At 54.3% G+C, this 15,301-nt stretch carries 11 protein-coding genes; all 11 read right to left on the bottom strand.

Going from position 1 to position 15,301, the window contains the following annotated elements; translation table 11 throughout:
- Window positions 1-28 precede the first annotated feature (28 nt).
- The 11 genes from O1721_RS07950 to rseP all read right to left on the bottom strand — a co-directional run bounded on the left by O1721_RS07950 (window position 29) and on the right by rseP (window position 15,296).
- Window positions 29-2,161, bottom strand: coding sequence for a lysine decarboxylase LdcC (locus O1721_RS07950; RefSeq protein WP_015572729.1), 2,133 nt, complete (start codon window positions 2,159-2,161; stop codon window positions 29-31).
- 100 nt (window positions 2,162-2,261) lie between these two features.
- On the bottom strand, window positions 2,262-3,221 hold the full coding sequence (accA, locus tag O1721_RS07945) for an acetyl-CoA carboxylase carboxyl transferase subunit alpha (RefSeq protein ID WP_003856154.1): 960 nt from the start codon (window positions 3,219-3,221) through the stop codon (window positions 2,262-2,264).
- A 12-nt stretch (window positions 3,222-3,233) separates the two neighbouring features.
- Window positions 3,234-6,716 (bottom strand): DNA polymerase III subunit alpha, encoded by a 3,483-nt coding sequence (dnaE, locus tag O1721_RS07940; RefSeq protein ID WP_479953739.1) that lies wholly within the window; start codon window positions 6,714-6,716, stop codon window positions 3,234-3,236.
- 38 nt (window positions 6,717-6,754) lie between these two features.
- Window positions 6,755-7,351 (bottom strand): ribonuclease HII, encoded by a 597-nt coding sequence (gene rnhB, locus O1721_RS07935; protein WP_015572727.1) that lies wholly within the window; start codon window positions 7,349-7,351, stop codon window positions 6,755-6,757.
- A complete protein-coding gene (gene lpxB, locus O1721_RS07930) occupies window positions 7,348-8,496 on the bottom strand; it encodes a lipid-A-disaccharide synthase (protein WP_003856161.1) in 1,149 nt (382 codons plus the stop codon). The genes rnhB and lpxB overlap by 4 nt, the downstream gene beginning before the upstream one ends.
- Window positions 8,496-9,284, bottom strand: coding sequence for an acyl-ACP--UDP-N-acetylglucosamine O-acyltransferase (gene lpxA, locus O1721_RS07925; RefSeq protein WP_003856164.1), 789 nt, complete (start codon window positions 9,282-9,284; stop codon window positions 8,496-8,498). Before lpxA ends, lpxB begins: the two co-directional genes overlap by 1 nt.
- A gap of 3 nt (window positions 9,285-9,287) precedes the next feature.
- The gene (gene fabZ, locus O1721_RS07920; RefSeq protein ID WP_003856165.1) at window positions 9,288-9,743 is read right to left on the bottom strand and encodes a 3-hydroxyacyl-ACP dehydratase FabZ; all 456 of its coding nucleotides are present in this window, start codon (window positions 9,741-9,743) and stop codon (window positions 9,288-9,290) included.
- A gap of 104 nt (window positions 9,744-9,847) precedes the next feature.
- A complete protein-coding gene (gene lpxD, locus O1721_RS07915; RefSeq protein WP_015572726.1) occupies window positions 9,848-10,873 on the bottom strand; it encodes a UDP-3-O-(3-hydroxymyristoyl)glucosamine N-acyltransferase in 1,026 nt (341 codons plus the stop codon).
- Window positions 10,874-10,876: 3 nt separating this feature from the next.
- Window positions 10,877-11,371, bottom strand: a complete 495-nt coding sequence (gene skp, locus O1721_RS07910) for a molecular chaperone Skp (RefSeq protein WP_006810039.1) — start codon at window positions 11,369-11,371, stop codon at window positions 10,877-10,879.
- 123 nt (window positions 11,372-11,494) lie between these two features.
- Complete coding sequence (gene bamA / locus O1721_RS07905) at window positions 11,495-13,912, bottom strand: outer membrane protein assembly factor BamA (protein ID WP_003856172.1); 2,418 nt, start codon at window positions 13,910-13,912, stop codon at window positions 11,495-11,497.
- A 31-nt stretch (window positions 13,913-13,943) separates the two neighbouring features.
- Complete coding sequence (gene rseP, locus O1721_RS07900) at window positions 13,944-15,296, bottom strand: sigma E protease regulator RseP (protein ID WP_003856174.1); 1,353 nt, start codon at window positions 15,294-15,296, stop codon at window positions 13,944-13,946.
- Window positions 15,297-15,301: the final 5 nt, after the last annotated feature.

The following is a 15,301-nucleotide window of genomic DNA, read 5'->3' as shown; positions in this document are numbered from 1 at the left end:
ACAACCCGCCCCTGGCAAGCAGACCCTTTTATTTTAGGACTCTCACCCAGTACACGCCGTTATCATCGCGTTTCGCGCCATGAATGTCCGTTTCAAAGCCCGGATAGTGGCGCCCTACCGAACAGAGCATCAGCAGGAAATCGAGCACCGCCCGGCTCTCCTCGGTGATCATTTCACCCGGCATCAGCAGCGGCACGCCCGGCGGATAAGGCAGGATCATGTTGGCCGATACCCGCCCGACCAGGTTCTCCAGCTCAACGGTTTCAACCTCCCCTTTCACCTGGCGCTGCCACGCCCTGTGCGGCGTCAGCTTCATTTCAGGCAGAACATCAAATGCCTGCAACATCAGGCGCGGCAGATCGTGCTGGCGGATCAGCCTGTGGATCCCCTGGGCCAGATCCTGAATACGCATATTGCGATAGAAGTCAGGATCTTCCGCGTAGAGATCCGGCAGCATATTCTTCACCCGCAGGTTCAGATCATATGCACGCTTAAACTCCATCAGTCCGCGCAACAGCCCCATCGCGCGGGTTTTATCGATCCCGATGCTGAACAGGAACAGCAAATTATAGGGGCCGGTTTTCTCCACCACCACGCCGCGCTCATCAAGGAACTTCGCCACCAGCGCAGCCGGGATCCCTTCCTCACCCATCACACCCTGCTCATCCATGCCCGGCGTCAGGATCGTCACCTTAACCGGATCGAGGAACATGTGGTCCGCATCGGCATCCCGGAAACCGTGCCAGCTCTCCCCCGGCGCGACGGGCCAGCATTCTGCCTCATCAATCTCTTCCGGCTGCCAGATATCAAAGAACCAGCCGTCCGCTTCATCTTTAAGTCGCTGAACCTCTTTTCGGAAATGCAGCGCCCGTTCCACCGAACGATTGATCAGGCGTTTACCCGGATTACCGCGCAGCATCGCCGCCGCCGTTTCGATGGACGCCACCAGCGGGTAGCTCGGCGACGTGGTCGTGTGCATCATAAAGGCTTCGTTGAAGGTGTCCTCGTCGTACTCGCCCTTGATGTGAATGAGAGACGCCTGGGAAAACGCGGCCAGCATTTTGTGCGTCGACTGCGTTTCGAAGAACACCTTGCCCGGCACCCGCTCGCCGCTCATCCCACTTTTACCCGAGTAAATCGGGTGGAAATTGGTGTAAGGCACCCACGCGGAGTCAAAGTGGATCGACGGCACGTCGAGCGTCTGCTTGATCCAGTTCGTGTTGTAAAGCAGCCCGTCATAGGTGGAGTTGGTGATCACCGCGTGCACAGGCCAGCTTGCCTCGGGGATCGCTGCGATCTTATTTTCAATGGCTTCATGCGCGAATTCACGGCGAGGAATGCCGCCGAGAATACCCAGCGCATTACGCGTAGGCGACAGCCAGAGCGGCACCACGTCGCTCATCATCAGCAAATGCGCCAGTGATTTGTGGCAGTTTCGGTCAATCAGCAGCGTACTGCCGGCAGGCGCGGCGTACATCCCGACGATTTTGTTCGAGGTTGAGGTACCGTTGGTCACCATGTAGCTTTGCTCGGCGCCAAAGGTCCGGGCGATGTACTCTTCGGCTTCCAGATGCGGGCCGGTATGATCCAGCAGAGAGCCTAACTCGGTGACCGAAATCGACACATCCGCCTTCAGCGTGTTACCGCCGAAGAAATCGTAGAACAGACATCCCACCGGGCTTTTTTGATAGGCTGTTCCCGCCATGTGGCCTGGCGTACAGAAGGTGTACTTCCCTTCATTCACATAGGTGAACAGCGCGCGCGTGAACGGCGGTGTGATGTTATCGAGGTATTCACCGGTGTACTGCTGAATGCGGGTCGCAATGTCCTCGGCAACGCCGAGTGAGTATTCGAAGAACCACAGCGCCATACGCATATCATGCGCGCTCACGTCCATGGTCGAGTGAGTGTTGATAAACGCGTACAGCGGAAGATATTCGTTGAGCTTATTGATATCGCTGCACAACTCCATGTCGTATTCGTCCCAGTCGAATATCACGCCACAGATGCGCGGATTGTGTTCGATAAATTTCAGCAGGTCGGCGCTGTTTTGCGGCCAGATCAGCTGGTATCCGCGTGCTTTGAGGGCTTGCTCCAGCTCCTTGATGGGTTCGTCTTTATAAAAGACGCCGTGTGGCCCCATGATGGCAATGATGTTCATGGTTTACCTCCTTGAAAAACATCAGATAAGCATAGTTAAGGTAAACGGCAGGTATAAAAAAAGCCGCAACAATGTGCGGCTTTTAGGATAATTGTGAGGCTTACGCGTAACCGTAGGTCATCAGACGCTGATAACGACGGTTGAGCAGATCTTCTGTGCTCAGCACGTCCAGGTCCGCCAGATCTGCCAGCAGCTGCGCTTTCAGGGAAGCAGCCATCACTTCCGGCTTACGATGCGCGCCGCCCAGCGGTTCAGGGATAACGGTGTCGATCAGCTTCAGCTCTTTCAGACGTGGGGCAATGATGCCCATCGCTTCAGCAGCCAGCGGCGCTTTATCGGCACTTTTCCACAGAATGGAGGCACAGCCTTCCGGAGAGATAACGGAATAGGTACTGTACTGTAGCATATTCACTTTATCGCCCACGCCAATTGCCAGCGCACCGCCGGACCCACCTTCACCGATAACGGTACAGATGACCGGCACTTTCAGGCGAGACATCTCACGCAGGTTGCGTGCGATGGCTTCAGACTGACCGCGTTCTTCAGCGCCAACACCCGGGTAAGCACCCGGCGTGTCGATGAAGGTGATGATAGGCATATTGAAACGCTCAGCCATCTCCATCAGACGCAGGGCCTTACGGTAGCCTTCTGGCGCTGGCATACCGAAGTTACGACGGATTTTCTCTTTGGTTTCACGGCCTTTCTGATGACCAATAATCATCACCGGACGTCCATCCAGACGCGCGATACCGCCGACGATAGCTTTATCGTCAGCGTATGCGCGGTCGCCTGCCAGTTCGTCAAATTCGTCAAACGCCAGGCGGACATAATCCAGGGTGTACGGACGCTGTGGATGACGCGCCAGCTGGGCGATCTGCCATGCGCCGAGATCGGCAAAGATTTTGCGCGTCAGTTCTACGCTTTTTTCGCGCAGACGATGCACTTCTTCGTCGATGTTAATATCCAGTTTTTCATCCTGACGGCTCACGGCTGTCAGAGAATCGATTTTCGCTTCCAGCTCTGCAATCGGCTGTTCGAAATCAAGGAAATTCAGACTCATAGTATTCCTGTATTAGTCAAACTCCAGTTCCACCTGCTCCGAACCAATGAGGCCACGGAGATCGTTCAGTAAACGATCGCTCGGAGAGACACGCCACGTTGCACCAAAGCGCAACCGCGCACGTGCATCCGCCCTCTGATAGTAGAGATGTACTGGAATGGTCCCCGAGCGGTGGGGTTCCAGAGACTGACGGAGTCGGTTTAAAAGCTGGTCATCAATTTGCCTGTCCGTCAGCGAGATAGCAAGCCCGCGAGCATATTTTTCCCGGGCTTCGTCAATGTCCATCACTTCGCGGGCGGTCATTTTAAGCCCCCCGCTGAAGTCATCAAAGCTGACCTGTCCGCTGACGATAAGTATGCGGTCTTTTTCCAGCAATTGCTGGTATTTATCCAGCGCGTCGGTGAACAACATCACCTCCAGACGCCCGGAACGGTCATCCAGGGTACAGATGCCGATACGATTGCCGCGCTTGGTGACCATTACCCTTGCAGCAATCACGAGCCCCGCAGCCGTGGTGATTTTACCACGTTCTGTCGGATGCATGTCTTTAAGCCTGTGGCCGCCGACATAGCGCTCAATTTCTTTCAGATACTGGTTGATCGGGTGCCCCGTCAGGTACAGGCCTAACGTCTCACGCTCCCCATCCAGCACCACCTGTTCTGGCCAGGGCTGGCAGTTGGAATAAGACTGCTCAATCTGCTCTGGCTCTTCCGCCAGCACGCCGAACATATCTGCCTGGCCAATGGCTTCCGCTTTCGCGTGCTGATCGGCTGCTTTCAGCGCATCGCCGAGCGAGTTCATCAGCGCGGCGCGGTGTGGCCCCAGCCGATCAAACGCGCCGGACATGATCAGTTTTTCCAGCACCCGGCGGTTCAGTTTTTTGGTATCGGTGCGGGCGCACAGATCGAACAGCTCGCGGAAATAGCCGCCGTTGTTACGCGCTTCGATGATCGCCTCGATCGGCCCCTCACCTACGCCCTTGATCGCGCCGATTCCATAGACGATTTCCCCGTCATCGTTAACGTGGAAATGGTACAGGCCAGAGTTAATATCCGGCGGCAGGATCTTCAGCCCCATGCGCCAGCACTCGTCCACCAGGCCAACCACCTTCTCGGTGTTGTCCATATCGGCAGTCATTACCGCCGCCATAAATTCAGCGGGATAGTGAGCCTTCAGCCACAGCGTTTGATACGAAACCAAAGCATAGGCGGCGGAGTGGGATTTGTTAAATCCGTACCCGGCGAATTTCTCCACCAGGTCGAAGATTTTCATCGCCAGTTCGCCATCGACGCCGTTTTTCTTCGCCCCATCCTCAAAGATGGAACGCTGCTTGGCCATCTCTTCCGGCTTTTTCTTACCCATCGCACGACGCAGCATGTCTGCGCCGCCAAGGGTATAACCAGAAAGCACCTGGGCGATCTGCATGACTTGTTCCTGATACAGGATGATGCCATAGGTTGGCTCCAGTACCGGTTTCAGGCTTTCATGCTGCCACTGCACGTCCGGGTAGGAAATCTCTTCGCGCCCGTGTTTACGGTCGATAAAGTTATCTACCATCCCCGACTGCAACGGCCCCGGACGGAACAGGGCCACCAGCGCGATCATATCTTCGAAGCAGTCTGGTTGCAGACGCTTAATCAAATCTTTCATGCCGCGGGATTCAAGCTGGAAGACGGCTGTCGTCTCCGAGCGTTGCAGCATGTCGAAACTTTTCTTGTCATCAAGCGGGATAGCCGCGATATCCAGCGGCGGTTCGCCGTTCTTCTCGCGACGGGCGTTGATCATCTCCAGCGCCCAGTTGATGATGGTCAGCGTACGCAGGCCGAGGAAGTCGAACTTCACCAGCCCGGCGTATTCTACGTCGTTCTTGTCGAACTGGGTGACCGGATGCTGGCCCGCTTCATCGCAGTACAGCGGCGCAAAGTCGGTGATTTTGGTCGGGGCGATAACCACCCCCCCCGCATGCTTACCGGCGTTACGCGTGACGCCTTCCAGCTTGCGCGCCATGTCGATCAGCGCTTTGACCTCTTCGTCGGCTTCGTAGATTTCCGGCAGCTGAGGTTCAGCTTCAAAGGCTTTCGCCAGAGTCATGCCCGGATCGGGCGGCACCAGCTTAGAGATACGATCGACAAAACCGTACGGGTGGCCCAGAACGCGGCCCACATCGCGGATAACCGCTTTCGCGGCCATCGTACCGAAGGTGATGATCTGCGAAACCGCATCACGACCATACATATCGGCCACGTGCTCAATCACCTGGTCGCGTTTTTCCATGCAGAAGTCGACGTCAAAGTCGGGCATGGAGACACGTTCCGGGTTGAGGAAACGTTCGAACAGCAGGTCAAATTCCAGCGGATCGAGATCGGTAATTTTCAGGGCATACGCCACCAGCGAGCCGGCACCAGAACCACGGCCCGGACCTACCGGCACGCCGTTATCCTTCGACCACTGGATGAACTCCATCACGATTAGGAAGTAGCCTGGGAACCCCATCTGGTTGATCACCTGGAGTTCAATATCCAGGCGCTCGTCATATTCAGGACGTTTCTCTTTACGGACCGCTTCATCCGGGAAGAGGAATTCCAGACGCTCTTCCAGACCCTCTTTCGATTTCATGACCAGGAAATCTTCGGTGGTCATGTCTCCCGTCGGGAACTGCGGCAGGAAGTATTCGCCGAGACGCACGGTGACGTTACAGCGCTTGGCAATCTCTACGCTGTTTTCCAGCGCTTCCGGGATGTCCGAGAAGAGCTCACACATCTCCTCTTCGCTGCGCATGTACTGCTGCGATGAGTAGTTGCGCGGGCGTTTTGGATCGTCGAGGGTGAAACCGTCGTGGATAGCGACGCGAATTTCATGCGCGTCAAAATCACCCGCCTCAAGGAAGCGCACATCGTTGGTGGCCACAACAGGCAGGCCATGCGCTTCCGCCAGGGCGACGGCCGCATGCAGGTAGCTCTCTTCATCCGCACGCCCGGTACGGATCAGCTCCAGGTAATAACGATCCGGGAAATACTCTTCGTAGAACGAGACGCACTGATCCACCAGCGCGTTATTACCGCGTAGCAGACATTTGCCGACATCCCCCATACGGCCACCGGAGATCAGCAGCAAACCTTCGTTCAGCTCCGCCAGCCAGTCGCGGTCAATCCATGGACCCAGTGCGCCGTAACCGCGTTGGTAGGCTTTTGAGATCAGCAGAGTGAGGTTCTGATAACCCGTGTTATTCATGGCTAACACGGAAATTTGCGTCATCTCATCGCCGAGCAGGTCGCTCTGCACATGAAAATCCGCGCCGACGATGGACTTTAATCCTGCGCCATGCGCCGTTCCGTAGAACTTCACCAGGCCACACAGGTTGGTAAAATCGGTGATCGCCAGCGCAGGCATGCCAAGCGAGGCCGCCTTTTTTACCAGCGGCCCGGTCTTTGCCAGCCCATCGATCATGGAGTAGTCGCTATGCACCCGCAGGTGTACGAAACGTGGTTCAGCCATCTTCAGATCCCGCGTTACTTAATTGCTTGCGTCTTGATTCAGGACACCAGTCCCAGCGCGCGTTTCACCGGGCCAAAGCTGCGCCGATGATGTTCAGTTGCGCCATGTTCAGCCAGCTTTTCCAGATGGAAAGCCGTTGGATATCCCTTGTGCTGGGCGAAACCATACGCGGGATAAGTGAGGTCCAGCGCGGCCATTTCGGCATCGCGCGTCACTTTGGCAATGATTGACGCCGCACTGATTTCTGCGACGCGGCTATCGCCTTTAACAACAGCCATGGAAGGCATCGGCAGCGCCGGGCAACGGTTACCGTCGATCAGCACATACTCAGGCACAATCTTCAGGCCAGCGACGGCACGCTGCATCGCCAGCATGGTGGCGTGCAGAATGTTCAGATCGTCGATCTCATCCGGCTCTGCGCGCCCGAGACTCCAGGCCAGCGCCTTTTCTTTAATTTCATCGAACAGCGCCAGGCGACGCTTTTCACTCAGTTTTTTCGAGTCGTTCAGGCCAACGATCGGGCGGGCTGGATCGAGGATCACCGCCGCGGTCACAACGGCACCCACTAACGGGCCACGACCGACTTCATCCACACCGGCAACGAGGTGGGTATGGGGATAAATAAATTCCATCATTGTGCTAACTCCAGCACCGCATCGGCCGCCTGCTCATCAGCATTACAGCGGATCAGTTGATGCAGTTCACGGAAGGTATCATGCATCTGGTGGCTGGTTTTACCGTTGGCCAGCAGCGGCAGTAATGCATCAGCCAGCGCCTGCGGCTGGCATTCATCCTGCAAGAGCTCTTTCACCAGCTCGCGACCCGCAAGCAGGTTTGGCAGGGATACGTAATCTGTTTTTACCAGACGTTTTGCCAGCCAGAAGGTAAACGGCTTCATGCGATAACCGACCACCATTGGGCATTTTGCCAGCATACACTCCAGCGCAGCCGTGCCGGAAGCCAGTAGTGCGGCATCGCTCGCAAACATGGCTTGCCGCCCTTTCCCGTCCAGCAGGCGGACGTGAAGATCCGGGGCGACGTCGGCTTTGATACGCTCAAACTGCTCGCGGCGTTTGGCATTCACCAGCGGCACGACCACTTCAAGATCGGGATAAGTCTTGCGAAGAATTTGCGCCGTTTTCAGGAAATCGGCACTGAGCATTTCAACTTCCGCACCCCGGCTCCCTGGCAGCAGCGCCAGACAGTGCACATCATGCGGGATGCCCAGTTCGTCACGCGCCGCGTTTTTATCCGGATCCAGCGGCATGGCATCCGCCATGGTATGACCGATAAAACGGCACGGGACATTAAATCTGTCGTAAAACGCTTTTTCGAAAGGCAGAAAAGCCAGCACCAGATTAGTGGATCGTCCGATTTTGAAAACGCGTTTCTGTCGCCACGCCCACACGGACGGACTGACGTAATGGATAGTTTTGATCCCCTGCTTTTTCAGGTTCCCTTCAAGGGTAATATTGAAATCAGGCGCATCAATGCCGACAAATACATCGGGCTTAAGGTCGGTAAAGCGGCGGGTAAGGTCGGCGCGAATATGCAGCAGGCGACGCAAGCGTCCCAACACCTCGACGATGCCCATCACAGCCAGCTCTTCCATTTCATACCAGGCTTCACAGCCTTCGGCCTGCATCAGCGGCCCAGCCACGCCCACAAAGCGGGCATTGGGTACACGGGCTTTAAGCGCGCGGATAAGACCTGCACCAAGAATATCGCCGGAGGTTTCTCCGGCGACCAGGGCGATGGTAAGCGGACGACTGTCGACCATTAACGAATCAGACCACGGGTTGAACGTTCAAAGAATTCCATGAACGTTTTCACTTCAGGGTGCTTATTCGCCAGCTCGGCAATTTCCGGCTTAGCCTCTTCCAGCGTTTTACCGCTACGGTACAGCAGTTTGTACGCGTTGCGGATGGCAGTAATCGCTTCGCGACTAAAACCACGACGCTTGAGACCTTCGATGTTCACGCCAAACGGCGTGGCATGGTTGCCCTGCGCAATCACAAACGGTGGGACGTCCTGCGCCACACCGGAGCATCCGCCGACCATCACGTGTGCACCAATGATGCAGAACTGATGGACTGCGGTCATGCCGCCAATAATGGCGAAATCATCAACCGATACGTGTCCCGCCAGCGTTGCGTTGTTGGCGAGAATACAGCGGCTACCCACGGTACAGTCGTGCGCAATATGCGCATTAACCATAAACAGGTTGTCGCTGCCCACCTTCGTCAATCCACCGCCTTGCGTTGTACCACGATGAATGGTGACGCTTTCGCGAATGCGGTTACGATCGCCGATTTCCACGCGGGTCGGTTCGCCAGCATACTTGAGATCCTGGTTAACTTCGCCGATGGAGGCGAACTGATAGATCTCATTGTTGCAGCCAATGGTGGTATGACCATTCACGACAACGTGAGATTTCAGTACTGTACCCTCACCAATTTCGACATGGGGTCCAACAATACAAAACGGGCCAATGTGGACGTTGGCACCAATGATGGCACCCGTTTCCACAATGGCGGTAGGATGAATAAAGGCGGATTTATCAATCACGTATCAGGCCTCCCGGCTACGCGCACACATCATTGTCGCTTCGCAAACAACTTTGCCGTCAACCATAGCTACGCCTTTGAAGCGAGTCAGGCCGCGACGCGTTTTTTCAAAAGTGACTTCCATGATCATTTGATCACCAGGCACGACCGGACGCTTGAAGCGCGCTTCATCGATACCCGCGAAGTAATAGAGTTCACCCGGTTCCAGTTTACCTACGCTTTTAAACGCCAGAATACCGGTAGCCTGTGCCATCGCTTCCAGGATCAATACACCCGGGAAGATAGGCTTACCAGGGAAGTGCCCCTGGAAGAACGGCTCGTTAACGGAGACATTTTTCACTGCGCGCAGAAAACGACCTTCTTCAAAATCCAGCACACGGTCTACCAGTAAAAACGGATAGCGGTGCGGCAGAAGTTCTAAAATCTCTTCAATATGCAGAGTATGAGTGTCAGTAGTCAAAATACTCTTCCTGTCAAATGTACTAAGTAGCAATAATAACACGGCCTGCCGGTTTATAAACAAAGCCGACAGGCCGGGAAATTTAGCGTTAAACGGATGAACGCTTAGTCTTGTTGATCGATTTTGCGCTCAATCGCTTTGAGTCGCTTGCTCATATCATCAATATTCATCACCAGTGCAGCTGTTTTACGCCAGACCTTGTTCGGTTGCAGCGGAATACCTGAGGAATAAACGCCAGGCTCAGTGATTGGACGCATCACCATACCCATCCCCGTCACCGTGACTTTGTCGCATATTTCCATATGGCCATTGATCACGCTGGCACCGCCAATCATGCAGTAACGGCCAATTTTCAGGCTGCCTGCCATGATAACACCACCCGCAACTGCGGTATTGTCGCCAATCACAACGTTATGTGCAATCTGGCACTGGTTGTCTATGATAACACCGTTACCAATAATGGTGTCGTCAAGCGCACCGCGGTCGATAGTTGTGCAAGCGCCGATCTCCACACGATCGCCGATAATCACGCGACCCAGCTGAGGGATCTTAACCCAGTTACCCCGATCGTTGGCGTAACCAAATCCGTCAGAACCAATCACCGTGCTGGACTGAACGAGACAATTCTCGCCAATCTCAACCTCATGGTAGACAGAGACATTGGCCCACAGACGAGACCCTGCGCCAATTTTCGTATTTTTTCCAACAAAGCAGCCAGGGCCAATCACCACGTTATCACCCAAAACAACGCCGGATTCGATAACGGCGTTTGCGCCGACTGATACGTTGTTACCCAGCTGAGCCGTCGGATCAATCGCAGCACTGGCTGCAATGTTCTGTGCCGGCTGCGGCGTGGTATCAAGAATTTGGGCCATGCGTGCATAGGTCAGGTAGGGATTTTTCACTACCAGTGCAGCGCTAGTGGCAAACGGAAGATCGTCCTGCGTCAGCACAACGGCAGACGCCTGGCACTGGGCCAGGTGTTCACGGTACTTAGGGCTTACCATGAAGGTAATAGTGCCTGCTTTAGCAGATTGCATGGACGCAACAGCGGTGATGACGATATCGCCATCACCGTGTAATTCTGCATCCAACTGCTGAGCTAAATCAGCCAGTCGAATTGAAGGCATTACTTATTTAACCTGTTTCAGAACATCAGCGGTGATGTCTTTAACATCGCTGCTGTTGAATGCAACGGCGTTCGCATCAACAACCAAATCGATGCTCTGATCGGCTGCTACTGCTTTAACGGCAGACTGAATACGCGTCACCAGTTTGCCACGCTCTTCGTTAGAACGACGCTGACGATCCTGCTCGAAAGCCTGTGCTTTCTGAGAGAAGGTCTGGCGCTGAGACATGACGTCTTTTTCCAGTTTGCTGCGCTCGCTCGCTTTCATGGTAGAACCATCACGCTGAAGACGCTGCATCTTGGACTGAAGATCACCTTCCATACGTTGCAGTTCGCTCGCACGGCCTTTGAATTCGTTTTCCAGCGTTGCAGAAACACCGGTTTTCTGTGCAACCTGCTGGAACAAATTACCCATGTTGACGATTGCAATTTTATCCGCTGCCTGAGCAGAAGTTGCCATCGCTAAACCGAGACCTGCAGCTAATAACCACTTTTTCACAATTAACTCCTTACCATCCCATTGGCACCCGAGGGGTACCGTTCTTTGCGTGGCAAGGCGACCGTGTTACCGATCGCCGGTTGTCAGCGCTACACTGCCAACGCATTCCATTGCAGCGGATTATTACCAGGTTTTACCAATGTTAAACTGGAACTGCTCCGCTTTGTCTCCATCGTATTTCTTAAACGGCTGGGCGTAAGAGAAGACCAACGGCCCCAGCGGTGACATCCATTGTAATGCGATACCTGCGGACATGCGAATGTTGCTCGGATCGCTGTAGTCCGGAACCCCCGCCGCACGCATCTGGGCGGTGTTCTCCCAGTTGGTGTCCCACACCGTACCTGCATCCATAAAGAAGGAGGTACGCACGGAGTTCGCATACTTATCACTGATAAACGGCGTAGGCGTGATGAACTCGAGGCTCGCCACGGCCATAGCGTTACCACCTACTGCGTCATCAGAGCTACATACTTGCTTAGGATCACGGCTTGCGCAGTTATCTTCGTCATTACCGCCGTAATAAACCGCTTTCGGACCAATGTTATTGGACTGGAAGCCACGCACGGTGCTTGAACCACCGGCGTAGAAGTTTTCATAGAACGGCAGTTCTTTGCTTCCAATACCGTCACCATAACCCCAACGGGTACGACCCAGAACAACCCACTTGTGATCTTCATCAATTGGGAAGTAGGACGCCGTATCCAGCGTGACCTTGTAGAACTCGTTATCCGAGCCCGGGATAGTCACTTTACCGTTCAGGTTGACGCGTGAACCTTCCGTCGGGAAGTAGCCACGGTCAAGACGGTTGTAGGTCCAACCGTAGTTGAAGGTGAAGTCATCCGCGGCGAAACCGTTATCATCGCTGGACGTACTCGCCGACTGACCGATGGAGTCCAGGTAACGCCACATCGCCACCTGCGGTTGCATGTTGGACAGGTCGTTATGCACGTACCCTAAACCTGCGCGCAAGGTGTTGTATTCGTTAACCGGGAAGCCGAGCGTACCATCCAGACCGTAACTCTTGTTGGTATACGAGGAGAGGTCCGCATCGTCCGCTTTAAAGTCGTTATAGAAGATACGACCGCCCAGGCTTACACCGTCAACGGTGAAGTATGGGTTGGTAACGGAGAACTCAGAGTAGGTCTGGTAGTCGTTTTTCGTCCCGTTGATACCGACAGAGTAGCCCGTACCCAGCCAGTTATCCTGCTGAACACCGACCTGGAAGCTCACGCCACTTTCAGTACCGTAACCAATACCGAAGTTGAAGCTACCGGTATTACGTTCTTTAACTTTATAAACAACATCAACCTGATCCGGACGACCTGGTACACGCTGAGTATCGGTATCGACCGTTTCGAAGTAGCCCAGACGGTTCAGACGCTCTTTACCCTGATCTACCAGATCGCTTCCCAGCCATGCCCCTTCCATCTGGCGCATTTCACGGCGCAGAACGGAGTCTTTAGAGGTATCGTTACCTTCGAAGCGGATCTTACGCACGTAGAAGCGGTTGCCCGCATCAACGTTAACGTGCAGCTTAACGGTTTTATCCGTGTCGTTAATTTCCGGCTGCGTTTGCACACGCGGATACGCATAACCATAACGGCCGAGCAGCTTCTTAATGCTGTCTTCCATTTTGGTGACTTTAGATCCGCTATACAGATCGCCCGGCTGAATTTTGGTCAGAGATTCAATTTCAGCTGAATGTCCTGCCAGGTTGCCGCTGACTTCAACACCCGAAAGCGTGTACTTATCGCCTTCTGTGATGTTAACGGTAATGTAGATACCTTTCTTGTCCGGAGTCAGACTCACCTGAGTTGAATCGATGTTGAAACGGGCGTAACCGCGATCCAGATAGTAGCTGCGCAGGGTTTCAAGGTCACCCGCCAGTTTCTGTTTCTGGTATTTACGATCGCCTACCACATTCCACCACGGCACTTCGTCACGCAGCTGGAAGTTGGAGATCAGTTCGTCGGTGCTGAACGCGTGGTTACCCACGATGTTGATCTGCTGGATCTTCGCAGAAACACCTTCCTGGAAGACCAGTTTCAGGTCAACACGGTTACGTGGCAGCGGTGTAACAACCGCTTTAACGCTCGCGCTGTATTTACCGACGCTGTAGTAGAAATCTTCCAGACCTTTTTCAATGTCTGCAAGGGTTGTGCGGTCCAGAGATTCCCCCACACGAACACCCGATGCCTCAAGGTTCTGCTTGAGCATGTCGTCTTTCACCGATTTGTTACCGGAGAAAGTGATGCTGGCAATCGTTGGACGTTCTTTTACCTGAACCACCAGCGTATCACCATCGCGCAGGACGCGGACGTCCTCAAAGTTGCCAGTGGCAAACAGAGCACGGATGGTGTTACTGATATCTTCATCATTAACCGTATCGCCGGGGCGCACAGGCATACTGAGGAGGGCCGCACCAACGGCGACACGCTGAAGGCCTTCGAAATGAATATCTTTCACTACGAACCCGTCAGCACCGTATACGGTCGCGCTGCTAAACAGCAGCGACGCTATGAGCAACTTTTTCATCGCCATCGTTATTATGCGTTCTTCCTAACTAACTCTCTTACAACCGAGAGAAATCATTGAAAAGTGCAAGCCCCATTAACAGCACCAGCAAAATCGAGCCAATGCGATAACTAAAGTCTTGAACTCGCTCGGATACCGGTCCGCCTTTTAGCTTTTCAATCGCTAAAAACAGCAGATGGCCCCCATCTAATACGGGAAGCGGGAACAGGTTGATTATCCCCAGGTTCACGCTAATCAGCGCAAGGAACATGAGATAGTAAATCACCCCGAACTCCGCTGACATCCCAGCCCCCTGAGCAATCGAAATTGGCCCACTGAGGTTGTTCAGTTTCACATCACCGGTTATCAATTTCCCCAACATGTTGACCGTAAGCTTCATCAGCTGCCATGTTTTATCCGTGGCCTCAACGATGGCGCTAAACGGCCCATACTGGCGTATTGTCTTGTACTCATCTGGCAGTGGGATCACTTTCGGCACAACGCCTGCAAACCCTTCCGCCTTACCGCCGCCCGATTTGGTATCCGGGGTGAGAGTCAGTGAGAGCGAACTCCCCTGCCTTTCCACTTCCAGCGCGAGCGGCTTGCCTGGATTATCGCGCACCAGAGTAACAAAGGTCATCCATTGTGTTAATGGCTGACCATCGACTTTAACGATCCTGTCACCCGCTTGTAAACCTGCTTTACTCGCTGCCGATTTGGCCTGTACTTCGGCTAATACCGGCTCGATCTGCGCGCCGCGCGGTCGAATCCCGAGTGCAGCGACAGGGTCCTCTTTGTCTGGCTCAAAGCGCCAGTGGCGTAAATCCAGCACTTTTTCCTGCCGCTGGTCGGAACCAAATGGCGATACGCTGACGGTTGTCTGCTCATCACCAATTTTGGCAACCAGTTGTAACCTCACGGCATCCCAATCAGGGGTTTCGATACCATCAATCGCTTTAAGTTCCATTCCCGGTGTAATTTGCGCCGTTGCCGCAATAGAACCCGTGGTGATTTCGCCCACAACCGGGCGCACGCCAGGCACGCCGATGATAAACACCAGCCAGTAGGCGAAGATAGCGAAGATGAAATTGGCTACCGGGCCGGCAGCGATGATGGCAGCACGTTGTCCAACAGTTTTATTGTTAAACGCGCGATGGCGAAGTTCCGGGGCGACAGGCTCAACGCGTTCGTCGAGCATTTTGACATAGCCGCCCAGGGGAATCAGAGCAATGACAAACTCGGTGCCATGCTTATCGGTGCGCTTCCAGAGCGATTTGCCAAAGCCAATCGAGAATCGCTCCACCCGCACACCACAGCGCCGGGCAACCCAGAAATGGCCAAATTCATGCACGGTAATCAGTACACCCAGTGCAACAATGAACGCCGCCAGATTCCAGAGAATGCTCAGCATAAAAC

The sequence above is a fragment of the Enterobacter cloacae complex sp. HYC033_NIDB genome (assembly GCF_056673335.1).
The sequence above is the reverse complement of the archived record's forward strand: the minus strand, read 5'-3'. Positions and strand labels throughout refer to the sequence as shown.

Excerpts from the sequence above, each read along its gene's own strand:
- rseP (WP_003856174.1), bottom strand. The coding sequence starts at position 15,296 with ATGCTGAGCATTCTCTGGAATCTGGCGGCGTTCATTGTTGCACTGGGT.
- lpxD (WP_015572726.1), bottom strand. The coding sequence starts at position 10,873 with ATGCCTTCAATTCGACTGGCTGATTTAGCTCAGCAGTTGGATGCAGAA.
- dnaE (WP_479953739.1), bottom strand. The coding sequence starts at position 6,716 with ATGGCTGAACCACGTTTCGTACACCTGCGGGTGCATAGCGACTACTCC.
- O1721_RS07950 (WP_015572729.1), bottom strand. The coding sequence starts at position 2,161 with ATGAACATCATTGCCATCATGGGGCCACACGGCGTCTTTTATAAAGAC.
- rnhB (WP_015572727.1), bottom strand. The coding sequence starts at position 7,351 with ATGATGGAATTTATTTATCCCCATACCCACCTCGTTGCCGGTGTGGAT.
- lpxB (WP_003856161.1), bottom strand. The coding sequence starts at position 8,496 with ATGGTCGACAGTCGTCCGCTTACCATCGCCCTGGTCGCCGGAGAAACC.
- bamA (WP_003856172.1), bottom strand. The coding sequence starts at position 13,912 with ATGGCGATGAAAAAGTTGCTCATAGCGTCGCTGCTGTTTAGCAGCGCG.
- accA (WP_003856154.1), bottom strand. The coding sequence starts at position 3,221 with ATGAGTCTGAATTTCCTTGATTTCGAACAGCCGATTGCAGAGCTGGAA.